This is a genomic window from Bacillus sp. FSL P4-0248 (assembly GCF_038593305.1).
GTDB classification, from domain to species: domain Bacteria; phylum Bacillota; class Bacilli; order Bacillales; family Bacillaceae; genus Bacillus; species Bacillus safensis.
Genome location: NZ_CP151983.1, coordinates 3,100,259 through 3,122,917, shown reverse-complemented (window position 1 = coordinate 3,122,917; position 22,659 = coordinate 3,100,259). Strand labels below are relative to the sequence as shown.

General features: G+C 43.1%; 25 protein-coding genes. 22 read left to right on the top strand and 3 right to left on the bottom strand.

Annotated elements, in window-relative coordinates; all coding sequences use genetic code 11:
• Positions 1-16 precede the first annotated feature (16 nt).
• Positions 17-742, bottom strand: coding sequence for a glucosamine-6-phosphate deaminase (nagB, locus tag NST65_RS16170; protein ID WP_034281053.1), 726 nt, complete (start codon positions 740-742; stop codon positions 17-19).
• Complete coding sequence (nagA, locus tag NST65_RS16165; protein ID WP_111926790.1) at positions 739-1,932, bottom strand: N-acetylglucosamine-6-phosphate deacetylase; 1,194 nt, start codon at positions 1,930-1,932, stop codon at positions 739-741. Before nagA ends, nagB begins: the two co-directional genes overlap by 4 nt.
• Before the next feature lie 177 nt (positions 1,933-2,109).
• Here nagA and hprK point away from each other — a divergent pair, with 177 nt between their 5' ends.
• The 8 genes from hprK (at position 2,110) to NST65_RS16125 (ending at position 7,914) form a co-directional block, all read left to right on the top strand.
• The gene (gene hprK / locus NST65_RS16160) at positions 2,110-3,042 is read left to right on the top strand and encodes an HPr(Ser) kinase/phosphatase (protein WP_024423572.1); all 933 of its coding nucleotides are present in this window, start codon (positions 2,110-2,112) and stop codon (positions 3,040-3,042) included.
• Positions 3,043-3,053: 11 nt separating this feature from the next.
• Positions 3,054-3,878 carry a prolipoprotein diacylglyceryl transferase gene (gene lgt, locus NST65_RS16155; RefSeq protein ID WP_101676511.1) on the top strand — a complete coding sequence of 275 codons (825 nt, stop codon included), beginning with the start codon at positions 3,054-3,056 and terminating at the stop codon, positions 3,876-3,878.
• Between the two features lie 19 nt (positions 3,879-3,897).
• On the top strand, positions 3,898-4,842 hold the full coding sequence (locus NST65_RS16150; protein WP_070326061.1) for a nucleoside recognition domain-containing protein: 945 nt from the start codon (positions 3,898-3,900) through the stop codon (positions 4,840-4,842).
• Positions 4,839-5,489: a pyrophosphatase PpaX gene (gene ppaX, locus NST65_RS16145; protein WP_101676510.1), complete on the top strand. Its 651-nt coding sequence runs from the start codon at positions 4,839-4,841 to the stop codon at positions 5,487-5,489. Before NST65_RS16150 ends, ppaX begins: the two co-directional genes overlap by 4 nt.
• A 1-nt stretch (position 5,490) precedes the next feature.
• Entirely contained in the window at positions 5,491-6,009 is a 519-nt protein-coding gene (locus tag NST65_RS16140) for an acyltransferase (RefSeq protein WP_024423568.1), read from the top strand.
• A gap of 69 nt (positions 6,010-6,078) precedes the next feature.
• Positions 6,079-6,507 (top strand): Rrf2 family transcriptional regulator, encoded by a 429-nt coding sequence (locus NST65_RS16135; RefSeq protein ID WP_024423567.1) that lies wholly within the window; start codon positions 6,079-6,081, stop codon positions 6,505-6,507.
• Positions 6,508-6,594: 87 nt separating this feature from the next.
• Positions 6,595-7,236: an NAD(P)-dependent oxidoreductase gene (locus tag NST65_RS16130; protein ID WP_061110127.1), complete on the top strand. Its 642-nt coding sequence runs from the start codon at positions 6,595-6,597 to the stop codon at positions 7,234-7,236.
• A gap of 45 nt (positions 7,237-7,281) precedes the next feature.
• Entirely contained in the window at positions 7,282-7,914 is a 633-nt protein-coding gene (locus NST65_RS16125) for a DsbA family protein (RefSeq protein ID WP_061110126.1), read from the top strand.
• A gap of 41 nt (positions 7,915-7,955) precedes the next feature.
• On the opposite strand, the gene NST65_RS16120 is transcribed toward NST65_RS16125, so the two are convergent.
• The gene (locus NST65_RS16120; protein ID WP_111926788.1) at positions 7,956-8,744 is read right to left on the bottom strand and encodes a C39 family peptidase; all 789 of its coding nucleotides are present in this window, start codon (positions 8,742-8,744) and stop codon (positions 7,956-7,958) included.
• A gap of 234 nt (positions 8,745-8,978) precedes the next feature.
• Here NST65_RS16120 and NST65_RS16115 point away from each other — a divergent pair, with 234 nt between their 5' ends.
• From NST65_RS16115 to NST65_RS16050, 14 genes are all read left to right on the top strand, one after another.
• Positions 8,979-10,154, top strand: coding sequence for an ATP phosphoribosyltransferase regulatory subunit (locus tag NST65_RS16115; protein WP_024423563.1), 1,176 nt, complete (start codon positions 8,979-8,981; stop codon positions 10,152-10,154).
• Positions 10,147-10,791, top strand: a complete 645-nt coding sequence (gene hisG, locus NST65_RS16110) for an ATP phosphoribosyltransferase (protein WP_024423562.1) — start codon at positions 10,147-10,149, stop codon at positions 10,789-10,791. Before NST65_RS16115 ends, hisG begins: the two co-directional genes overlap by 8 nt.
• 2 nt (positions 10,792-10,793) lie before the next feature.
• A complete protein-coding gene (gene hisD / locus NST65_RS16105) occupies positions 10,794-12,074 on the top strand; it encodes a histidinol dehydrogenase (protein WP_029706315.1) in 1,281 nt (426 codons plus the stop codon).
• Positions 12,074-12,658 carry an imidazoleglycerol-phosphate dehydratase HisB gene (gene hisB / locus NST65_RS16100; protein ID WP_034623804.1) on the top strand — a complete coding sequence of 195 codons (585 nt, stop codon included), beginning with the start codon at positions 12,074-12,076 and terminating at the stop codon, positions 12,656-12,658. The genes hisD and hisB overlap by 1 nt, the downstream gene beginning before the upstream one ends.
• The gene (gene hisH / locus NST65_RS16095) at positions 12,658-13,296 is read left to right on the top strand and encodes an imidazole glycerol phosphate synthase subunit HisH (protein ID WP_111926786.1); all 639 of its coding nucleotides are present in this window, start codon (positions 12,658-12,660) and stop codon (positions 13,294-13,296) included. The genes hisB and hisH overlap by 1 nt, the downstream gene beginning before the upstream one ends.
• On the top strand, positions 13,293-14,030 hold the full coding sequence (hisA, locus tag NST65_RS16090) for a 1-(5-phosphoribosyl)-5-[(5-phosphoribosylamino)methylideneamino]imidazole-4-carboxamide isomerase (RefSeq protein ID WP_111926784.1): 738 nt from the start codon (positions 13,293-13,295) through the stop codon (positions 14,028-14,030). Before hisH ends, hisA begins: the two co-directional genes overlap by 4 nt.
• Complete coding sequence (gene hisF, locus NST65_RS16085; protein WP_034281034.1) at positions 14,027-14,785, top strand: imidazole glycerol phosphate synthase subunit HisF; 759 nt, start codon at positions 14,027-14,029, stop codon at positions 14,783-14,785. Before hisA ends, hisF begins: the two co-directional genes overlap by 4 nt.
• Positions 14,782-15,411 (top strand): bifunctional phosphoribosyl-AMP cyclohydrolase/phosphoribosyl-ATP diphosphatase HisIE, encoded by a 630-nt coding sequence (gene hisIE, locus NST65_RS16080; protein ID WP_024423556.1) that lies wholly within the window; start codon positions 14,782-14,784, stop codon positions 15,409-15,411. Before hisF ends, hisIE begins: the two co-directional genes overlap by 4 nt.
• 131 nt (positions 15,412-15,542) lie before the next feature.
• The gene (locus NST65_RS16075) at positions 15,543-17,000 is read left to right on the top strand and encodes a tetratricopeptide repeat protein (protein ID WP_024423555.1); all 1,458 of its coding nucleotides are present in this window, start codon (positions 15,543-15,545) and stop codon (positions 16,998-17,000) included.
• A 364-nt stretch (positions 17,001-17,364) separates the two neighbouring features.
• Complete coding sequence (locus NST65_RS16070; RefSeq protein WP_101676505.1) at positions 17,365-18,750, top strand: C40 family peptidase; 1,386 nt, start codon at positions 17,365-17,367, stop codon at positions 18,748-18,750.
• 234 nt (positions 18,751-18,984) lie between these two features.
• On the top strand, positions 18,985-19,935 hold the full coding sequence (gene trxB / locus NST65_RS16065) for a thioredoxin-disulfide reductase (RefSeq protein ID WP_087976242.1): 951 nt from the start codon (positions 18,985-18,987) through the stop codon (positions 19,933-19,935).
• A 357-nt stretch (positions 19,936-20,292) separates the two neighbouring features.
• Positions 20,293-20,757, top strand: coding sequence for an 8-oxo-dGTP diphosphatase (locus NST65_RS16060; protein ID WP_034281027.1), 465 nt, complete (start codon positions 20,293-20,295; stop codon positions 20,755-20,757).
• A gap of 39 nt (positions 20,758-20,796) precedes the next feature.
• Positions 20,797-21,684, top strand: a complete 888-nt coding sequence (rapZ, locus tag NST65_RS16055) for an RNase adapter RapZ (protein ID WP_034281443.1) — start codon at positions 20,797-20,799, stop codon at positions 21,682-21,684.
• The gene (locus NST65_RS16050; protein ID WP_034281026.1) at positions 21,685-22,644 is read left to right on the top strand and encodes a YvcK family protein; all 960 of its coding nucleotides are present in this window, start codon (positions 21,685-21,687) and stop codon (positions 22,642-22,644) included.
• Positions 22,645-22,659: the final 15 nt, after the last annotated feature.

Below are 22,659 nucleotides of genomic sequence, written 5' to 3'. Positions count from 1 at the left end.
GAAAATCCTCTCGTTTTTAGCGTAGTGATCCAGCTTCTCGATCAATCATAACCGTTACATCTTCATGAAGTTTCAGTGCAGACGCTGGGAAGTCCGGATGAATCTCTGCCCGTTCTAAATATTGTATCACTTTCGCTTTTGATTTTCCCGAAGCAAGAAGGAGAATCTTTTTACTTGAAAGAATGCTCGCGATTCCCATTGTGATGGCATGTGTAGGTACCTCATCAATAGAAGAAAAGTATCTTGCGTTAGCCTGTCTCGTGTTTTCATCTAACTGCACGACATGAGTCTTTGAGTTGAAAGGGGTACCTGGTTCGTTAAAACCGATATGCCCATTTTGACCGATTCCAAGGAGCTGAAGATCGATGCCGCCTACATCCTCAATGAGCTGGTCATATCTTAAGCATTCCTTTTCTAAATGAGCTGCTTTGCCATTTGGAAGAAAATACTGATCCTGAGGGAGATCAATATGGTCAAATAAATGACGTTTCATGTAGGTCATATAACTATTTTCGTGTTCTGGATTGAGTCCTGCATATTCATCTAAATTGATTGTTTTTGTTTGCTTGAAAGACAGTTGATTCGCTTGATGAAGTTGAATTAACTCTTTGTAAGTTTCAATAGGTGTACCTCCCGTCGCTAGGCCGAGTACGGCATCGGGTTTAGCAGCTATTGTTCTTGCAATAATGGCAGCTGCTTCTTTTCCTAATTGATCTTTGCTTTCAAATTCGATGATGTTCATGAGTGGTTGGCCTCCTTTTTTTCAAAGACGATTTGTCCACGGCAGATCGTCATCATCAGTTCACCAGATTCATCCCAAATCACCAAATCTGCTATTTTTCCAATTTCGATGGAACCGAGCTGTTGGTCAAGACCCAGTTGAGCGGCTGCATTCGTTGAGGTCATCTTCGCAATCTCTGTCCATTCACAATTTGTGAGCTGTTTCATCCGTTTGACGCCATCTTTCATTCGCAAAATTGATCCTGCAAGTGTCCCATCGTCCAGCAATGCTTTTTCGCCGCTGACTGTGACCGTCTGACCGCCAAATTCGTATGTTCCATTCCCAAGACCTTTTGCACGCATTGAGTCTGTGATCATGATCAAACGATCACTTCCTTTTGCCAAATACGCAAGCTTGATGGAAAGAGGGTGGGAGTGAATCCCATCTGTGATCAGCTCGGTATAAAGGTTCTCATTCGTAAGAGCAGCACCTACAGCATTCGGTTCACGATGCTGAAACGAACTCAGTGCATTATAAAGGTGTGTTACATGGCGTGCACCATGCTTAGCTGCTAAATTCATCATGTCATGATGGGCATTCGTATGTCCAATAGAAGGGATCATGTTCATTTCCTGTAACATGGAAAGGAAAGCAAAATCTGTGTCTTCCTCAGGCGCAAACGTGACAATTCGAATGAGCTGTTCAGAAGCATCCAGCCATTTTTTAAAAAGCGGAATATCGGGCTGTTTAATCCATTGAACAGGCTGTGCCCCTGCCTTATCTTTAGAAATAAATGGACCTTCTAGGTGGATTCCTATACATTGTGCCTGACTTCCTGCTTGTTCTTCATTACTTTGTTTCCACTGAGCGACATTTTTAAGTGCCTGCTCAATCTCATGATGGTTTTGTGTGATGGTTGTCGCTAAAAAACTTGTCGTTCCTTCGGACGGAAGGTTGTCAGCGAGTGTATTCATTGCTTCTGCTGTCGCATCCATCATGTCTGCACCATATCCGCCATGGATGTGAATATCAATCATTCCAGGGAGTAAATAAAAGTTTTCCCGGGAAATATATACTTTTTTATAATTTCCTGTCGGTGGAGATGTTGAAATATAGTCAATCTTGCCATCGCGTAAACCGACAAAACCGTTTTCAATGATCTTTGTCTTTGTCACAATATGAATATTGGAGAGCAATAAAGAACCGCTCATGTTTGAGCCCCCTTATTCGTAATCTTTACTTTAAGTTTACTCTTTTTAAGTATAGTTGTCTATACCAGTTGGGGCGGTGAAACAGGAACAGGATAAAATACTATTTTGGGTTCATCATTGAAAGTGATAAAATAGAGCTGTATTTCTGAATCGCCTGTGATAAAAGGAGGAAGAAGCGTGCCGAAAGTTCGTACGAAGGACATAATGGAACAATTTCATCTTGAACTGGTAAGTGGGGAAGAAGGGATTAATCGTCCCATTACAATCAGTGATCTTTCCAGACCAGGTATTGAAATGGCTGGTTATTTTACATATTACCCAAAAGAAAGAGTTCAACTTTTAGGGAAAACAGAGCTTTCTTTTTTTGAACAGCTCCCAGAACGCGAACGAAAGCAGAGAATGATGTCTCTTTGTACAGATATTACCCCTGCGATTATTTTGTCACGAGATCGTGATGTCCCGAAGGAATTAATCGAAGCATCAAATGAAAATGGCGTGCCCGTTTTACGATCTAGCCTAAAAACGACAAGACTTTCGAGTCGATTGACCAACTTTTTAGAAAGTAAGCTTGCACCAACGACTGCTATTCATGGTGTGCTCGTAGATGTATATGGTGTAGGTGTATTATTAATTGGGAAAAGCGGAGTAGGAAAAAGTGAAACAGCCTTAGAATTAGTGAAGAGAGGACATCGGCTGGTCGCAGACGATTGCGTGGAAATCCGTCAAGAGGATCAGGATACATTAGTCGGGAGCGCACCAGAGCTGATTGAACATCTTTTAGAAATCCGCGGGTTAGGTATTATTAATGTGATGACCTTATTTGGAGCAGGCGCTGTTAGAAGCTATAAGAGAATTACGATTGTAATGAACCTTGAGCTTTGGGAACAAGGCAAACAGTATGATCGTTTAGGACTTGAAGAAGAGAAAATGCGCATCATCGATACAGATGTGCCGAAGCTGACGATCCCTGTACGGCCAGGTCGAAACTTAGCTGTCATCATTGAGGTGGCTGCGATGAACTTCAGGCTGAAACGTATGGGACATAATGCAGCAGAACAATTTACAAGTAAACTTGCCGATGTCATTGAAGACAATGGCCAGGATGAATAGGAGTTGACTATATGAACGAAGCAATTCAGCCAATTGATCCGATCGCTTTTCAGCTTGGACCTATTTCGGTTCATTGGTATGGTGTGATTATTGGGATCGGGGCCTTGCTTGGACTCTGGCTCGCACTGAGAGAATGTGAAAAAAGAGGAATCAATAAAGATATGTTTATTGACTTAATCTTATTTGCCATTCCAATAGCGATTATTTGTGCACGAATTTATTATGTATCTTTCGAATGGGATTACTATCAGCAGCACCCAAACGAAATCATTAAAATTTGGAATGGTGGAATTGCGATTCACGGCGGGCTGATCGGTGCCGTGCTGACAGCCATCGTTTTTACAAAAGTGAGAAAGGTATCCTTTTGGAAAATAGCTGACGTCGCAGCACCTAGTATTTTACTAGCGCAGGCAATTGGGCGCTGGGGGAACTTTATTAACCAAGAAGCGCACGGTGAGGCGGTTTCAAGAACCTTTTTAGAAAATTTGCATCTGCCTGAGTTTATCATTAATCAAATGTATATTGATGGGACCTATTATCACCCGACGTTCTTATACGAATCATTATGGAATCTTGCCGGTGTTGTCATATTGATTTTATTACGCAGAACATCGCTGAGAAGAGGCGAAATCTTCTTGTCTTATTTAATTTGGTATTCAATCGGCCGTTTCTTCATAGAAGGGATGAGAACAGACAGTTTAATGCTGACAGAGCATCTTCGAATCGCACAGATGATTTCGATTGCGATATTCGCAGTGGCTGTTCTACTGATTTTCTTTAGAAGAATGAAAGGATACGCATCGATTCCGTATAAAGAGAACAACTCATCGAATTAAGCAGGGGGGATCATAAGAGATGGGAGAGACATGGAAAAACGGCTTGAAGGCAGGGCTATCGACAACTTGGACACTTGGCAAAGTCATCTTTCCAGTTACCATTCTCGTCAGTATCTTGCAGCATACGCCTGTAATGGGTTGGATCATACAATTCATTCGGCCATTTATGGGGGTGTTTGGTCTTTCGGGAGAAGCGGCTATTCCGCTTGTATTAGGAAACATGCTGAACTTGTATGCGGGGATTGCGGCCATTTTGACATTAGAGCTTCCTGTGAAGGAAGTGTTTATTTTGGCAGTGATGCTGTCCTTTTGCCATAACCTGATCATCGAATCGACCGTGGCAGCAAAGGTTGGACTGAGAGTGTCTGTGATTTTGTTGGTCAGAATCAGTCTTGCTGTTATTTCGGCTATTGTCATTCATCTCGTTTGGCAGGGAGGCGAGGAGCCGGCGCAATATGGACTACTGACGGCAGCTCAGGCGGCTGATGTGCCTTCCAGCTGGTACATGATCGTCCTGCTTGCTTTACAAAAAGCTGTACTCGGTGTGCTCCAGCTCGCCTGTATCGTCATCCCTCTCATGATCATCATTCAATTCATGAGAGATTTAGGGTGGCTTCATACACTGTCTAAGTGGCTGTCACCTTTTACTAGAATGCTTGGAATGAAAGAAAATACATCTATGACGATGGTGGCTGGATTAACGATTGGTCTGGCGTACGGAGCCGGCGTGATGATGAAGGCAGTGGAAGAGGACGGTGTGAGTAAAAAGGACTTAACTCTTGCCTTTATTTTCCTCGTTGCCTGCCATGCGGTGGTCGAAGATACGCTGATTTTTATACCACTTGGTATTCCAGTATGGCCGCTTCTTGTCATCCGCCTGATTTCTGCAATTTTATTGACAGCTGCTATTAGCTATATTTGGCGGAAGCGGGAACTTGCAGCTGTTAGAAAGGAAGCCATATGAACGAATCGACGATCAACACAGTGCTATTTGATTTAGATGGCACATTAATCAATACAAATGAATTAATTATTGCTTCATTTCAGCATACGCTGGATCATTATTACCCTGGTCAGTACAGCCGTGAGGATATTCTTCATTTCATTGGTCCGTCCTTGTTTGATACATTCTCTGCGATGGACCCTGATTTGACGGATGATATGATTCAGATGTACCGCAAGTTTAATCATAAGCAGCATGATCTGCTTGTGACTGAATATGAGACCGTTATAGACACATTGAAAGTCCTGCAGGATCGAGGATTTAAGCTCGGTATTGTCACAACGAAGATACGGGATACGGTTTTAATGGGATTGAAGCTGACCGGTTTAGAGCCGTTCTTTGAGGTCATTGTGACGCTCGATGATGTGCAAAATGAGAAGCCGCATCCGGAGCCTGTTCAGCTGGCATTATCAAAGCTTGGCAGTGATCCGCATGAAGCGGTGATGGTCGGTGATAATTATCACGATATTTTGTCTGGTCAAGCGGCAGGGACAAAAACGGCAGGTGTTGCTTGGTCTATTAAGGGAGAAGAGGCGCTTTTAAAGCATCGCCCTGATTTCATGCTGAAGAAAATGAGTGATCTCCTGGCGATTGTTGGAGCTGATTAAGTTGAGAAAAACAGATCGTTATCCTGTAAAAGGGGTCAATTCACTGCGGCAAGTCTATCGGACAGTTCCCTTTTTCAAAGTGGTGAAAAACTTCATTTTTATTCAAATGGCAAGGTACACGCCTTTTATGGGAATGAAAAATTGGATATACCGAACCTTTCTTCGTATGAAGGTCGGCGAGGATACGGCGTTCGCCTTAATGGTGATGGTTGATCTGATGTTTCCTGAGAAAATCACTGTCGGTCGAAATAGTGTGATCGGCTATAACACGACCATCTTGTCCCATGAGTATTTGATTAAAGAGTACAGACTTGGGGAAGTCTATATTGGTGATGAAGTTTTAATTGGAGCTAATTCAACTATTTTACCTGGTGTGACCATTGGGGATGGTGCGATCGTATCGGCTGGTACACTTGTTCATAAGGATGTGCCAGCAGGCTCATTTGTTGGAGGAAATCCAATGCGCATGATTTATACGAAAGAAGAAATGGAAGCACGTCAATCTACGTCTGCTGAGTAGCTCGGCAGACTTTTTTGTTGACAATGTGACATGGTGTAACTATAATGATTACAACAGAGGTGAGAAAACATGAAAATCAGCAGCAGATTTACTGTCGCTGTCCATATTCTGGCCTTGCTATCACTTGAAAAAGGATCATTACAGACATCGGAGGATATCGCAGGAAGTGTGAATACAAACCCAGTGGTCATCCGCCGCATTATGAGTAAATTAAAAAAAGCAGGCCTAATCTCAACGAGTCTTGGCAAAGGCGGTTCTCAGCTGAACCGCAGTGAAGACGACATTACACTGCTCGATGTGTATAAAGCGGTTGAAGTCGTGGATGAGGGAGAATTGTTTCAAATTCATGAAAGCCCAAATCCTGACTGTCCGATCGGTGCAAATATTCAAGCGGTGCTTGAATTAATTTTATGCCGCGCTCAAAGTGCGATGGAGCAAGTACTTGCTGAGATCAAATTAAGTGAACTAACGCATGTGCTAATCAAAAAAATTGGATGATCTATTCAATTTTTTTTACCTCTGTTGTAACCGTATTAGTTACACCTTTCTTTATCGACATAAAACCATATTGCAGGAGGAGTTAACATGAAAATTGGAATTATTGGCGCAACAGGTAAAGCAGGACAAGAAATTGTGAAAGAGGCTCAATCAAGAGGACATGAAGTAACGGCGATCGTCCGAGATGCACAAAAGGTGACAGATTCATCACTAGCTGTTCTTGAGAAGGATGTGTTTCACTTGCAAGCAGAAGACATCAAAGGCTTTGATGTGATTGTAAATGCATTTGGCGCACCTGCTGGAAAAGAGCACCTTCACGTAGAAGCTGGGAAAAAGCTGATCGATATTTTAAAAGAGGCACCTGAGACTCGTTTGATCGTTGTGGGCGGAGCAGGAAGTCTATTTGTAGATGAGGCGAAAACAACAAGACTAGTGGACACACCAGAGTTTCCTAAAGAATATGCTGCTACGGCTTCACAGCAAGGAGAAAACCTAAAAGATCTTCAACAGACAGAGGGATTAAAATGGACCTTCCTCAGTCCAGCTGCATTCTTTAATCCAGCTGGCAAACGTACAGGTTCTTACGTGAAAGGGAAAGACCATCTGATTGTCAATTCTAAAGGTGACAGCTATGTGAGCTATGCTGACTACGCCATTGCGCTGGTTGATGAGGTGGAGCAGGCAGCCCATGTTGGAGAACGTTTTACCGTTGTATCTGAAGCTGAATAAGCAGTTTCATGACCGCCTAAAAATGATAAATGGGGAGTCTAACGTATGAATGAGCAAGAATTGTCTTTCATCTATGTATGGGATGCGTATTGTGGCTGGTGTTATGGATTTTCAAACAGTATCCGCACTTTGCATGAAAATCATCCGGAGATATCATTAACACTTGTGTCGGGTGGTTTATTTGTAGGGGAAAGAAGTCTTCCAATAAAGGATTATCCACACATTTCAGAAGCAAATCAGCGTATTAGTCAGCTGACTGGTGTCGAGTTTGGTGAACGTTATCAGGAGCTGTTAGCAAACGGAACGTTTCTTTTAGACTCTGAGGCTGCGGCCATTGGTTTTTCTGCATTAAGATCCATCGCACCTGAGCGCGCATTGCACTTGGCTTCATCGATGCAAAAGGCTTTTTATCAAGACGGAAAAAGCCTGAGTGATGAAGAAACGTATCGGGAGATCGCTTTGGCGCATCATCTTGATCCTGACGCAGTCATTGAACGCATGAAAACAAAAGAAGCGATGAATGATGCGTATGCCGACTTTGCGAAGGTTCATCAACTTCATGTGAACGGCTATCCTACACTTTTATTAAAAAGAGGGGATGAATACTTCAGCCTGGGTGGAGGTGCGATGACAGCTGAAAAGCTTGAAGACCGCCTGAAGGAATTATTAGAAAAATAAATCATTCAAAAACAACCTCTATGCGGATAGAGGTTGTTTTTTTACGCTTTAATGATAATCGCCTGACTGCCCATCTGTTCCCAAGAATCTTCAAACTGATCACGGTCGACTTTTTGATTCTTTTCTCCATAGGGGTTATTCAAGTAGACATGCTCCTTGTCATAGCCTGTGATGACCACGCTATGCATATTAAAGCTTACATTTATTTTGCCATTCGGTGTATTCCAAGTTTCGATGTTATCTGTTTTGTCAAAGGTGGATGTCGTAATCACCCAGACAGGATAGCCCTTTTCAAGTGATTGATAGATGGCCTTTTTAACAGGCTTTCCGGTTAAGTCGACTACTTGATCGCCCGCGTATTTTTTCGCAAGCTGATAAATCGGTTCGTGGTAAACCCCAAGACCCGGTCCATTCTCCATATCGCCTACAAACCCGTCATGAGGGTCTCCTTTTAAGCCATTTTCATAATTGAGCGGAACGCGTTTGATTTCATTTGCCAATGTGTTTTTCGTTACTTGCTCATAGCCGCTGTAATGAAGCAGCATCGCTAAGCTCGTGACTTCGCATCCGTTATAAAGCCTTGGCGCATCCATTTGATTGTAGAGAATGACGTCCATGGCTTTTTTGCTTCCTTTTAATGAATGATGTGTGGTTTCTGCTTTTTTCGTTGAACGAGTTTCTTCAGCCGCAAGTTCTGTATCGTTTTCTTTTGCTGCTTTTTGCGGCGAAGCTGTTTTCTTGACTTGATCGATTTGTGAAACGTATATAAAGCCGAAATAAACAAGACATGCGCACAACAAAGTTAAGATGAATGTCTGGATGAACTTCACTGTTAATCTCCTGTGTTATTCAATATTTTTAAGTATTATAGCACGTTCCTTCATCGAACATACAGAAAAGGCACAGGTGTCACTTGAATGTAATAATTCCAGAATATGTTGATGAAAATAGGGAGAAATAAAAATGATTGATTTAATCACTTTATTTTGTTAGCATATTATCATATTAGCGAACTAAAGGATTCGGAATTTTTTGTTTTAATGTGTTGGAGGTGCGGAAGAAACATGTTTATGTTTGAGAAACCATATGGAATGCGGGATTCATTACCTGGATTGTATGAGACGAAAAAAAAAGTGAGGCATTCCTTAACAGAGGTCATGACTGGTTGGGGTTTCCGTTTGATGGAGACACCAACGCTTGAATTTTACGATACAGTCGGTGTTCAATCGGCGATTACTGATACACAGCTTTTTAAGCTTCTTGATCAAAACGGGCAAACTCTAGTGCTGAGACCTGATATGACAGGTCCGATTGCAAGGGTGGCGGCTTCTAAGCTTCATGAACAGGCGTATCCGCTTCGTGTTGGGTATGCAGCCAATGTGTTCCGCGCCCAGGAAAGAGAAGGCGGAAGGCCGTCAGAATTTGAGCAGGTCGGAATTGAATTGATTGGTGATGGTTCGATTAGTGCAGATGCTGAAGTCATCGCGCTTGCCGTATTTGCCTTAAAAAATGCCGGGCTAAGGTCCTTCAAAATTGCGATCGGGCATGTCGCTTTAGCAGAAACGTTATTTGTTGATGTACTTGGAAATACAGAGCGTGCAAACGTCCTTCGTCGCTTCTTATATGAAAAGAATTATGTGGGATACCGTCAGCATGTGAAACAATTACCGCTTTCCTCCATCGATAAAACGAGGCTGTTACAGCTTTTAGAGTTAAGAGGCGGCCAAGAGGTTATAGAGCGGGCAGAGGAAATCGTCGTTTCACAAGATGGAAAAGAGGTGCTCGCACAGTTAAAGTCGCTTTGGGAGACACTTGAAGATTACGGCTGTACAGAATATATCCGTTTAGATTTAAGCATGGTGAGTCATATGAGCTATTATACGGGTATTTTGTTTGAAGTATTTGCAGATCATGTTGGGTCGGTCATCGGAAGCGGCGGGAGATATGATCAATTGCTTGCTCACTTTGATGCACCTGCACCAGCTACAGGGTTCGGACTTCGACTAGACCGTCTTCTTGAAGCGCTCGATGCAAAAGAAATCATTGAGCCGCAGGAGGCTGTGATTTTTAGTAAAGAACAAAGACTGGAAGCCTTTGCTTTTGCAGAAAAGGAGCGGTCAAAAGGGAAAAAGATCGTCCTGCAAGACTTAGCGGGGATTGAAAATATTGACGCGATGACCAAGGCATTTGAACAGGTGACTTATTTTATCGGCGCTAGAAAGGAAGAGCGGAATGGGTAAAGTGTTGACGATGGCGATGCCAAAGGGCCGGATATTTGAAGAAGCAGCAGGGCTGTTAAGACAGGCGGGGTACCAGCTGCCAGAGGAATTCGAGGATTCAAGAAAATTAATCATTGATGTACCAGAAGAAAATCTCCGCTTTATTTTAGCCAAGCCAATGGATGTGACCACCTACGTAGAGCACGGCGTGGCGGATGTTGGCATTGCAGGGAAGGATGTCATGCTTGAAGAAGCTCGTGATGTGTACGAAGTGCTCGATTTAAACATCAGTAAATGTCATTTAGCTGTTGCTGGATTGCCAGGAGCGAGCTGGGGTGGTGTCGCACCGCGTGTGGCAACAAAGTACCCAAATGTCGCATCATCCTATTTTAGAGAGCAAGGGGAGCAGGTGGAGATCATTAAGCTGAATGGTTCCATAGAATTAGCACCGCTCATTGGGCTTGCCGATCGCATTGTAGACATTGTCTCTACAGGTCAAACATTAAAAGAAAATGGACTTGTGGAAACGGAACATATTTGTGATATCACGTCACGTTTTATTGTCAATCCTGTGAGCTATAGGATGAAGGATACGGTGATTGATGAAATGGCGCAGCGTCTTGCAAGAATTATTGGAGAAGGGGAGGAAACATCGTGAACATCACCTATCTACAAGAAGGTGAGACAGATACTCTCTCACTCAAACGGTCTTTAGATACAGGAACAGAAGAGCAGCGTCAGGCTGTTCAGCGCATTATACAAGAAGTGAGAACAAATGGTGATGAAGCTGTACAGTCTTTTACAAAGCAATTTGACGGGGTGTTGATTGAAGATCCACTTGTCACAGAGGATGAAATGGCAAAAGCCTGTGACCGCTTGGATAAAGAGATGGTTCAGATTATTCAAACGGCTATCAAGCATATTCGCACATACCACGAGCGCCAGCTGACATCCTCTTGGTTTTATCACCAAAAGGACGGCTCAATGCTTGGACAAAAGGTAACACCGCTTGATGCAGTAGGTGTGTATGTCCCTGGTGGAACAGCTGCTTATCCATCATCTGTATTAATGAATGTGATTCCTGCGCTAGTCGCTGGCGTTGAACGAATCGTTCTTGTGACACCCCCTGGGAAAGATGGTCGTCTTTCTGACGCTGTACTGGCTGCGGCGAAGGAGCTTGGTATTTCTGAAATGTATAAAATGGGCGGAGCGCAGGCGGTTGCGGCACTTGCCTATGGAACGGAAAGCATCAAGCCTGTTGATAAAATCACAGGTCCAGGCAACATTTATGTCGCGCTGGCAAAGCGGGAAGTATTTGGTCAGGTAGACATTGATATGATTGCAGGTCCAAGTGAAATTGCAGTTCTAGCAGACGAAACAGCAGTCGCGCATGAGGTAGCGGCGGATTTACTTTCACAGGCAGAGCATGATGCGCTGGCATCTAGTATTTTGGTAACACCGTCTAAGACACTTGCTGAAAGTGTGCAGGCTGAAGTTCGAAAGCAGCTGGATACTTTGCCGAGAAAATCAATCGCAGCAAAATCTATACAAGATCATGGCCGTATTTACGTGACAGAATCAATCGAACGTGCAGTAGACGTCATCAATCAATTAGCACCAGAGCACTTAGAGGTGCTGACAGCATACCCAGAATCACTTCTTGGTCAAATCAAGCATGCTGGCGCAATTTTCTTGGGACGCTATAGTCCAGAGCCGGTGGGCGATTATTTTGCAGGGCCGAATCATGTGCTGCCAACAAACGGAACAGCTCGATTCTCCAGCCCGCTTGGGGTGACTGATTTTCAAAAGAAAACGAGCATTATTTCATATAGTCAAGAAGCCTTTGAAACACACCGGGAAAGCATTGCGGCTTTTGCCAGATTAGAAGGGCTTGAAGCACATGCAAGGTCGATTGAAGCGAGAAAGCGGGAGGAATCGTAATGAGACAGGCGAAAACAGCGAGAAAAACAAATGAAACGAACATTTCATTAGCGCTAGAAATTGATGGAGAAGGAAAAGCGGATATTCAAACAGATGTCCCTTTCATGACGCACATGCTTGATTTATTTACGAAGCATGGACACTTTAATTTGACCGTCGATGCGAAAGGAGATACGGATGTTGATGATCACCACACAACAGAAGATATCGGCATTGTACTTGGGCAAATGTTTAAGGAAGCGTTAGGCGATAAAAAAGGGATTAAGCGGTATGGCTCCAGCTTTGTTCCGATGGATGAAACACTTGCCCAGGTCGTGGTCGACTTAAGCAACCGTCCTCATTTGGAAATGAGAGCGGCTTTTCCGAGTCAAAAGGTTGGTACCTTTGATACAGAGCTAGTGCATGAGTTTCTGTGGAAATTTGCACTTGAAGCCCGGATCAACCTTCATGTCATTGTTCACTACGGAACCAATACACATCATATAATTGAAGCCATTTTTAAAGCGATGGCACGTGCCTTAGATGAAGCAACAACCATTGATCCGCGAGTGAAAGGGATACCGTCAACAAAGGGGATGCTCTAATGATTGGAGTCATTGATTACGGAATGGGAAATTTGTTCAGCGTATCAAAAGCACTGGAACGAGCAGGTGCCCGCTATATCGTCTCCTCTGATGTGGAGGAGCTGAAAAAAGCAGATGCTTATATATTGCCCGGAGTAGGTTCGTTTCGTGATGCAATGCAGCTGTTAAAAGAGACTGGACTTGAGGCGTTTATTCACCAAGTTGTGCAGGAAGAAAAGCTGTTATTCGGCATTTGCCTTGGCATGCAGCTGTTATTTGAAGAAAGTGAAGAGGCAGGACACACAAAAGGATTGGGGCTGTTAAAAGGGCGTGTCGTTCTTTTAAAGGACCGTGATCAGGACGGGCAAAGGCTGAAGGTACCTCATATGGGCTGGAATGAGCTCACATTTCATCAGCCCTCCCCATTGTTTGACGGTGTACCAGAAGGATTTGCGTACTTTGTTCACTCTTATTATGTGAGCGATATGAATCCAGATGAGCAATTAGCAAGCGCGGACTATGGTGTTCAAGTACCAGCTGTTGTTGGCAAGGGAAATGTGCTTGGAGCACAGTTTCACCCTGAAAAAAGCAGTACAACGGGAATGGCGCTACTCAAACAATTTATTCAATTAGCAAACGAACAGAGGGTGAGCAAATGAGTGAGTTTATATTATATCCAGCGATTGATATGAGAAATGGCAAATGTGTACGTCTTGTGCAAGGAGATTATGATCAAGAAACCATTTATGGAGATTCACCGCTCGACATGGCCGCGCAATTTGCGAAGGATGGAGCAGCATGGATTCATCTTGTGGATCTAGATGGTGCAAAAGCAGGGAAACGTGTCAATCATGAGCATGTGCTGGCGATTGCTTCTTCCTTAGATGTGAAGGTACAAATCGGCGGCGGTATTCGGACAGAAGAAGACGTTGCCTTTTATTTAAAGAACGGCGTAGATAGAGTGATTCTCGGCAGCTCAGCTGTTTCGAACCCAGCCTTTGTGAAAAAAATGCTGGCGCAATATGGAGAGAAAATCGCAATTGGGATTGATGCGCGAAATGGCTTTGTATCGACTGAAGGATGGCTTGAAACGTCTAAAGTGAAGGCAGAGGAACTCGGCAGGGAATTGGCAAAGGAAGGCGCAGAGGTCTTTATTTTCACCGATATTCAAATGGATGGCATGCTTTCTGGTCCCAATGTAGAAAGCACGGTTCGCTTAGCAGAAGCAACCGGCAAACAAGTGATTGCTTCAGGTGGTGTCAGCGCAGTAGCTGATCTTCAAAAGCTGTCAGCGCAAAAACAGTCTGGTGTGTCTGGTGCGATCGTTGGAAAGGCACTTTACACAAAGCAGTTTACTTTAGCAGAAGCATTTGAAGGGCTTGACCGCATATGATGACAAAACGAATCATTCCATGTCTTGATGTGAAGGAAGGGCGTGTTGTCAAAGGGGTGCAATTCCTTGGCTTAAAAGATGCTGGTGATCCGGTTGAATTGGCGCAGATCTATGATGAGGAAGGGGCGGATGAACTCGTCTTTCTTGATATTTCTGCTTCTCATGAAGGCCGGAAAACGATGGTGGATGTGGTCAAACAAGTCGCGTCTACGCTTGCGATACCATTTACGGTGGGTGGCGGGATTAACCACCTTGATGACATGAAGCGTATATTAAGAGCGGGTGCAGACAAAGTATCTGTCAACACAGCAGCTGTGTTAAGACCGGAACTGATTTCAGAAGGTGCTGACTTTTTTGGTTCCCAGTGTATCGTTGTTGCGATTGATGCAAAATACGATGAAGAGAAAAAAGCATACATGGTCTATACACACGGAGGACGCCGTCAAACAGATTTAGAGGTCAGCGACTGGGCGAAGGAAGCTGTGCAGAGAGGGGCAGGAGAGATTTTGCTGACAAGTATGGATGCTGATGGTGAAAAGACAGGCTTTGATCATCGATTGACAAAGCTTGTATCAGAGGCGGTCAATGTGCCAGTGATCGCTTCTGGCGGCGCTGGCAATGCTCAGCATATGCTCGAGGCCTTTACAAAAGGAGAAGCTGATGCAGCATTAGCAGCCTCCATTTTCCATTATAAAGAAACCTCCATTCATGAGGTGAAGACATATTTGAGAGAACACGGGGTGAAGGTCAGATGAAACAGGCAAATGAATTAACCTTTAATGAAGCGGGCCTGATTCCTGCGATTGTACAGGATGCTCAAAGTAAGGAAGTATTGACGCTTGCATATATGAATCAAGAATCCTATGAAAAAACGCTGGAGACAGGTGAAACATGGTTTTATAGCCGGTCGAGAAACGAGCTTTGGCACAAAGGCGCCACCTCTGGACATACCCAGCAAGTGATTTCTATTCGATATGACTGTGACAAGGACGCTCTGCTTGTCCTTGTCGCGCCAAGCGGCCCAGCCTGCCATACTGGCAGCTATAGCTGTTTTTCGGAAGAAGGCGTGAAACGCCTGAGCGAAGAGCAGGAACGTTTTGCAATATTAAATGAACTTGAACAGGTCATTGCAAAGCGTCAGGCGGAAATGCCAGAAGGGGCTTATACAACCTATCTATTTGAAAAAGGGGTCGATAAAATCCTGAAAAAGGTAGGGGAAGAAGCGTCTGAGGTGATCATTGCAGCGAAAAACCGGGATCAAGAAGAATTGAAATGGGAAACTGCTGACCTCCTCTATCATCTTCTTGTATTATTACGTGAACAGCAATTGCCGCTTGATGATGTATTAAAGGTATTAAAAAAACGTCATCAAGGTGAATGAAAAGCCTGGGGATATCCCAGGCTTTTTATTTTTAAATGAAAAACAAATCCTTCCTTTCCTTTTGTTCTATGTGACGACTGGTGAAGTATGTTATACTACACACGGTACACTGTTCGAAATGGAGGGTATCGGTGAGTAAATACACTTCTCAAAATAATCACACACAAGTCGTCCAGCTATTTCAAGATGGGCATTACTTTTTTCATAAAGGTCTTAAAGCATATAGAGAAAGAAATCTGTCTAGGGCAAGTAAGCTGATACAGCGGGCCATCGTACTTGAGCCTGAAAATGTAGAAATGCTGTCACAGCTTGCCATTATTTATACTGAAATGGGTCATTACCAGCAATCAAACGAACTGCTTGATTTCATCCTTGAACACATCGATGAAAACATGTCTGAGTGCCACTATTTTAAAGCCAATAATTATGCGAATCTCGGACTGTTTCAAGAGGCATATAAATCAGCTACTGCTTATGCCGCGCTGGAAGAGAACGGGGAATTTGCGGATGAAAATGACGACCTTCTTGACCTGCTCGACATGAGCGACGAAGAGGACGAAGATTTTCCTTATGATCAGGATGACCTGATTGTGAAGCAGGATCAAGCAAACCATTTGTTAGAAAGCGGCAGACTCGATGAAGCCATTGAGATGCTGGAACAGATGATTGTTGAGTATCCAGAATTTTGGTCGGCGTATAATAATCTCGCTTTGGCCTATTTTTATTCTGGCCGAATCCATCAGGCGAAAGAAATGTTGAACCGGGTCCTTCATGAAAATCCCGGTAATCTGCATGCCCTTTGCAATCAGCTAGTCTTCTACCATTATGAAAAAGAAGAAGAAAAGGTCAATGTGTTAGCAAAGCAATTAACGCACGTGTATCCAATACTAAGTGAACAGCGTTATAAGCTAGGTGCAACATTTGCCCTTGTGGGAGAATTTGAATGGGCCTTTAAATGGCTTTATTCTTTGTACAAAACAGGTTTTCAAGGAGATAGTACATTTTTATACTGGCTTGCAAGCGCAGCCTATCATACAGGCCACAAGACGCTCGCCCAAACGGTTTGGGATAAGATGGTCGAAGAAGATATCGATGCAGATGAAATCAAGCCGTGGCAGGATAAACCTGAGGTGACTGAGCCAATGGTCTCGATTGAGGAACGGCTGACTGCGTACTATGTCAGTAAACAAAAAGGGGAACGTGACGTTCTGCAGTCTGTCCTTGATGCACGCGCAGCGAAAACGGCTTTTGAACAGCAATTCATAGAACTGCTTTTATATGAAGATGAAATGAAAGAAAAGTCTTTTTCAGAAGATGCAGTTTTTGCAAAACAGGCTGCATCCAGTCTGGAGGAAGCCGTTCAGCCTGACAGCCATATGCCTTATTTTTGGTTATTCCATATTATTCAGCAGGCACGTGCTTCTGGAATTGATAAGAAAAATGCACCTGCCTGGGCAGCAGCATCTTATTATCTATGGATGAATGAACAAGAAGCAGCTGTCAGCAAAAAAGATGTTGCATCCGCTTTTCAGATCAGTGTTCAAACACTGTCTAAATACGAACGAGAGATCTGTACGTTAATCGATTAAATAGGTAAATAGATTCAGAACATCCCAGCATGGCCGAAAAGGTCATGCTTTTTTCTTGGATAAAAAGGTGGGATTTGCAAGGAATTGGCGAAGTATGACAATCACGACATGTTTTTGAAACATAAATGTAATAAAAATATTAGCTCATTTTGTCGATGTCTCATGTATAATGAAACTCGTGGATTAAAACAAAGATAGATATTTAAATATTTTACTATACATAATGAAACACCTAGTGATAGAAACAATCTGGTCAACATCTGACTGAACAATCAGGAAGAAAGACATAGAGAGCACAGATTGATCGCAGAGAATTTGCTGCTTTCTAATGTCGCTTGGGAAATTGTCAAAGGAGGAACTATTCGTGAAAAAGTTTATTACTTTCGGTTTAGCTTCGGTGATCGGAGCGAGCGGTTTATTTATTCCATTTACGCATGAAGCAAACGCACAGAACTTTGAACAAAAGAAACAAGAACTAGACAGCAAGCAATCTGAGGTAAACAAGAATCTTCAAAAGAAAAAAGAAGAGCTTTCAAAGCTTGAAGCAAAACAAGAGGCACTTGCACAAAAGCTTAAAGATATTGATGAGAAAGCTTTAAAAACAAGTGATCAAATCGAAGAAAAACAAAAAGAAAATGAAAAAACAAAAAAAGAAATCAAAGCATTGAAAAAAGAAATTGCTGATACAGAAAAACGTATTGAGGATAGAAACAAATTCTTGAAAAAGCGTGTACGTGCACTCCAAGAGAGCGGCGGTTCTACGAAATACATAGATGTATTACTAGGAGCAAAAAGCTTTAGCGATTTCATCAGTCGTGCAGGTGCAGTATCTACATTGATCAACGCAGACAGTGAAATCATTAAAGAGCAGGAAAAAGACAAAGCAGAACTTCAAAAGTCTGAAAACGAATTAAACACAAAGCTTGAAAATGTGCAAAACACACTTGCCAAGCTTGAAACGCTTCAATCAGACTTGAATAAACAGCTTGATGAAAAAGACAAGCTATTCAAGCAAGTGAAAAAGCAAAAAGGAAGTGCTTTTTCTGAAATCAGTGAGTTAAACAGTGAGGCTAACAGCATCGCATCTGAAAAAGACGCAACAGTAGCTGCACAAAAACAAGCTGAAAAAGAAGCAAGAGAAGCAGCTCAAAAAGCAAAAGAAGAAAAAGCGCAAAGACAACAGCAGCAGCGTCAAGCTAGTGTCCAAGCGGAAGACAACAGCTCAAATAACGATAGCAGCCCGTCTTCAAGTAACAGTGGATCATCTAATGACAACAATAACAGCAACAGCAGTTCACCAAGCAAGAAGCCATCTTCTGGCGGTGGATCACCTGTCAGCAGTAACGTAGGCGGAATTGAAGGTGCGATCAGCACAGGTTCTACGATTGTTGGACAATCTCCATATAAATGGGGCGGCGGCAGATCACAAGCCGATATTGACGCACGTCGTTTTGACTGTTCTTCATTCGTTCGCTGGGCATTTGCATCAGCAGGCATCAACCTTGGACCAGTTGGCGGTACAACAACAGATACGCTTGTAGGTAAAGGAAGAGCTGTAAGTGCATCTGACATGAAACGCGGAGACCTTGTGTTCTTTGATACGTATAAAGTAAATGGACACGTTGGTATTTACTTAGGAAACGGTTCATTCTTGAACGACAACAGCTCTCGCGGTGTTTCAGTTGACTCAATGAACAACGTATACTGGAAAAAAGCTTTCAATGGCGTTGTAAGAAGAGTCGTTGAATAAATCATTACTTTTTATATAACCGTAAACAGGCTTCCTTAAACAGCAGTTTAAGGAAGCTTTTTCTTTTTTTGAAGATATGAGCAAATGATTCGCTTATTCCCCGCAGATTTAATAGGATATGGGTAAGGAATAAAAGCTAAGAGTGGAAATGATGCTCTCTGTCATGAATGGAAGCATCACCCAAGGGCATTCTAATAAGAAATGCGAGCAGCAATTGAAGAGGGAGTGACAGTTGTGTCAGAAGAAAAAATCTACGATACGATCATCATTGGAGCGGGTCCTGCCGGAATGACAGCCGCTGTTTATACATCACGGGGAAATCTTTCAACATTAATGATTGAAAGAGGAATTCCAGGCGGACAAATGGCGAATACGGAAGATGTCGAGAACTATCCTGGCTTTGAAAGCATTTTGGGGCCGGAACTTTCAAATAAAATGTTTGAGCATGCGAAGAAATTCGGTGCAGAGTATGCATATGGCGATATTAAAGAAATCGTGAACGGTGAAGAATACAAAATCGTCAAAGCCGGCTCAAAAGAATACAAAGGACGCTCTGTCATTATCGCGGCAGGGGCTGAATACAAAAAAATCGGGGCACCAGGTGAAAAAGAACTTGGCGGCCGCGGCGTATCATATTGTGCAGTATGTGACGGGGCTTTCTTTAAAAACAAAGAGCTTGTCGTCATTGGCGGCGGTGATTCTGCGGTAGAAGAGGGTGTGTATCTCACACGCTTCGCTTCTAAAGTAACGATTATCCATAGACGCGATAAACTTCGTGCACAAAGCATTTTACAAGCGCGTGCCTTTGATAATGAAAAAATTGACTTCAAGTGGAACAAAACCGTCAAACAGATCAATGAAGAAAACGGGAAAGTCGGCAGTGTGACATTGGTTGATACGGTGACTGGTGAAGAAGAAGAGTTTAAAACAGACGGTGCCTTCATCTATATCGGAATGCTGCCGCTGTCTAAACCATTTGAAAATCTCGGCATTACAAATAAAGAAGGCTACATCGAGACAAACGAAAGAATGGAAACAAGAGTGGAAGGTATTTTCGCAGCTGGTGACATTCGTGAAAAAACACTTCGTCAAATTGTGACAGCAACAGGTGACGGAAGTATTGCAGCACAAAGCGCACAGCATTATGTAGAAGAGCTTGCTGAAAAACTCAAAGCAACGAAATAAAAGGCTGTCGTAAATCCTTAATATAGCGTCATGGGCTTTTAACTGGAATGTAACACGGGTGAAATAATTTTCCGTTATGATGAAACTAGTAATTGACCCCCTTTTATAAGGAATACATGTTTGGCACGGATGTGAATCCGTGTCCTTTTTTTTGCCTGAAATCAGAAATTCACGAGATGTTCACAAATGACGCATGGAGAACCATTAGATGCTGTAAAATAAAGAGTAGAGAAATTGCCCGTTACACGATTCAAACGAAAACCGGTCTGTTTTCGGGGAAGAACGGGCATGTTCATTGTGGGAGTCAGGTTGAACCTGTATAATAAGTTAAAGACATAAAAGAGTAGGTGACAGCTGATGCAACGAGTAACCAATTGTGTGCTGCATCACGAAGATCAAGTTCTCTTGCTGCAAAAGCCAAGACGGGGCTGGTGGGTAGCACCGGGCGGTAAAATGGAAAGCGGAGAATCGGTCAAGGATTCAGTCGTTCGAGAATATAGAGAAGAAACAGGTATTTATATTTTAAATCCGCAGCTGAAAGGTGTTTTTACCTTTATCATAAAAGAAGGCGATCAAATCGTTCAAGAGTGGATGATGTTCACCTTCATGGCAGATTCATTTACCGGAAAAAACGTAACAGAGTCAGAGGAAGGCGTTTTAAAATGGCATGACGTAAAGGATGTGCCTGATTTGCCGATGGCCCCAGGAGATTCCCATATTCTTGATTTCATGCTTAAAGGAAAAGGACTACTGCACGGCACTTTTACGTATACACCCGACTTTGAGCTGATTGCTTATCGGTTAGATCCTCAGGGAGAATAATACATGAACCGTTTTCATAAAGAAGGAGAGGAAGCAGGCATGAATACACACAAACAAGAAGATATTCAGCTTGTGATTATTACAGGAATGTCAGGTGCGGGGAAAACCGTCGCCATTCAAAGCTTTGAAGATTTAGGCTACTTTTGTGTTGATAACCTGCCGCCATCACTTTTACCGAAGTTCTTAGAGCTCATGAAGGAATCGAATTCCAAGATGAGCAAGGTCGCTCTTGTGATGGATTTGCGCGGACGCGAATTTTTTGACAGCTTAATTGCCGCCTTAGATGAAATGAGTGATCTTGACTGGATCACGCCAAGAATTCTATTTTTAGATGCAAATGATAAGGTGCTTGTCTCAAGATACAAAGAAACGAGACGTTCGCATCCCCTTGCGACAACAGGTTTGCCGCTCGAAGGAATTGAAATGGAGCGCGAGCTGTTAGAGGAGCTAAAAGGCCGGTCTCAAATGATTTTTGATACATCGGATTTAAAACCGAAACAGCTGCGAGAAAAAATTGTCACGCATTTTGCCACCAATCAAGGACAGGTGTTTACAGTAAATGTGATGTCCTTTGGTTTTAAATACGGCCTGCCGATTGATGCTGATCTTGTCTTTGACGTGAGATTCCTGCCGAATCCTTACTATATTGAGAGCATGCGTCCACAGACTGGAAACGATGAAGAAGTGCGCTCCTATGTGATGAAATGGAGTGAAACGCAAAAATTCACAGAGAAATTAATCGATCTCCTCAGCTTTATGCTTCCGTCCTATAAACGGGAAGGAAAAAGCCAGCTTGTGATTGCCATCGGCTGTACAGGCGGACAGCATCGATCTGTGACACTGGCCAACTATTTATCGGAGTATTTTAAAAACGATTACTATACACATGTCACTCACCGGGACATTGAAAAGAGAAGCAGAAAATAGATGACGACACTACCAAAGGTGGTCATTCTTGGCGGGGGCACTGGCTTATCTGTTTTGCTCAGAGGGCTTAAAACGAAGCCAGTGGACATTACCGCTATTGTAACGGTTGCTGACGACGGAGGCAGCTCAGGCAGACTGCGGCATGATTTGAATATTCCCCCTCCAGGAGATATTCGAAACGTCCTTGCGGCTCTCTCTGATGTGGAACCGCTAGTAGAAGATCTATTTCAGCACCGTTTTAACAAAGGGAATGACTTAACAGGCCACTCACTCGGCAACCTCATTCTTGCGGCCATGACAAATATAACCGGTGATTTTTTTCATGCCGTCACTGAAATGAGTAAGGTTTTAAATGTGAGAGGAAAAGTATTGCCAGCAGCAAATTCAAGTGTTGTTCTTCATGCTGAATTAGAAAATGGGCAAATGGTGACAGGAGAATCGAAAATTCCCACCTATGGTGAGCGAATCAAACGAGTGTTCCTCACACCCGATACGATTGAACCGCTGCCAGAATCCATTCAAGTCATTCGGGAGGCGGATTTGATCGTCATTGGGCCCGGCAGCCTGTATACAAGTATTTTACCAAACTTGCTTGTCCCGCATATTGGAGAAGAAGTGATTCGCTCTAAGGCGAAAAAAGTATATATTTGCAATGTCATGACGCAGCCGGGGGAAACGCTTTCCTACAGTGCAGCTGATCATGTTCAGGCATTAAATGATCATATGGATCGTCCATTTATCGATACGATTTTTGTGAACAATAAAGAAATTCCAGAAGAAATCAAAGCAAAATATGCAGAAGAACAGGCACAGCCTGTCCAATTCGACACAGATGCACTGAAAGCAATGGGACTAGAAGTGATTCCTGGAGAAATCATTACATATGACCAGCATGTCATTCGTCATGACACGCTGAAAGTAGCCTCGCTGCTTGTCGACCTGCTGCATCAGAAAAAATAGGAATGGGGGTGGCAA

What these genes read in the sequence shown, in the direction of transcription:
- hisF (WP_034281034.1), top strand. Translation starts at nt 14,027, where the DNA reads ATGATGACAAAACGAATCATTCCATGTCTTGATGTGAAGGAAGGGCGT.
- hisB (WP_034623804.1), top strand. Translation starts at nt 12,074, where the DNA reads ATGAGACAGGCGAAAACAGCGAGAAAAACAAATGAAACGAACATTTCA.
- lgt (WP_101676511.1), top strand. Translation starts at nt 3,054, where the DNA reads ATGAACGAAGCAATTCAGCCAATTGATCCGATCGCTTTTCAGCTTGGA.
- hisG (WP_024423562.1), top strand. Translation starts at nt 10,147, where the DNA reads ATGGGTAAAGTGTTGACGATGGCGATGCCAAAGGGCCGGATATTTGAA.
- rapZ (WP_034281443.1), top strand. Translation starts at nt 20,797, where the DNA reads ATGAATACACACAAACAAGAAGATATTCAGCTTGTGATTATTACAGGA.
- NST65_RS16130 (WP_061110127.1), top strand. Translation starts at nt 6,595, where the DNA reads ATGAAAATTGGAATTATTGGCGCAACAGGTAAAGCAGGACAAGAAATT.
- NST65_RS16060 (WP_034281027.1), top strand. Translation starts at nt 20,293, where the DNA reads ATGCAACGAGTAACCAATTGTGTGCTGCATCACGAAGATCAAGTTCTC.
- NST65_RS16050 (WP_034281026.1), top strand. Translation starts at nt 21,685, where the DNA reads ATGACGACACTACCAAAGGTGGTCATTCTTGGCGGGGGCACTGGCTTA.
- NST65_RS16125 (WP_061110126.1), top strand. Translation starts at nt 7,282, where the DNA reads ATGAATGAGCAAGAATTGTCTTTCATCTATGTATGGGATGCGTATTGT.
- NST65_RS16115 (WP_024423563.1), top strand. Translation starts at nt 8,979, where the DNA reads ATGTTTATGTTTGAGAAACCATATGGAATGCGGGATTCATTACCTGGA.
- hisH (WP_111926786.1), top strand. Translation starts at nt 12,658, where the DNA reads ATGATTGGAGTCATTGATTACGGAATGGGAAATTTGTTCAGCGTATCA.
- ppaX (WP_101676510.1), top strand. Translation starts at nt 4,839, where the DNA reads ATGAACGAATCGACGATCAACACAGTGCTATTTGATTTAGATGGCACA.
- nagA (WP_111926790.1), bottom strand. Translation starts at nt 1,932, where the DNA reads ATGAGCGGTTCTTTATTGCTCTCCAATATTCATATTGTGACAAAGACA.
- NST65_RS16135 (WP_024423567.1), top strand. Translation starts at nt 6,079, where the DNA reads ATGAAAATCAGCAGCAGATTTACTGTCGCTGTCCATATTCTGGCCTTG.
- hisIE (WP_024423556.1), top strand. Translation starts at nt 14,782, where the DNA reads ATGAAACAGGCAAATGAATTAACCTTTAATGAAGCGGGCCTGATTCCT.
- nagB (WP_034281053.1), bottom strand. Translation starts at nt 742, where the DNA reads ATGAACATCATCGAATTTGAAAGCAAAGATCAATTAGGAAAAGAAGCA.
- NST65_RS16150 (WP_070326061.1), top strand. Translation starts at nt 3,898, where the DNA reads ATGGGAGAGACATGGAAAAACGGCTTGAAGGCAGGGCTATCGACAACT.
- hisA (WP_111926784.1), top strand. Translation starts at nt 13,293, where the DNA reads ATGAGTGAGTTTATATTATATCCAGCGATTGATATGAGAAATGGCAAA.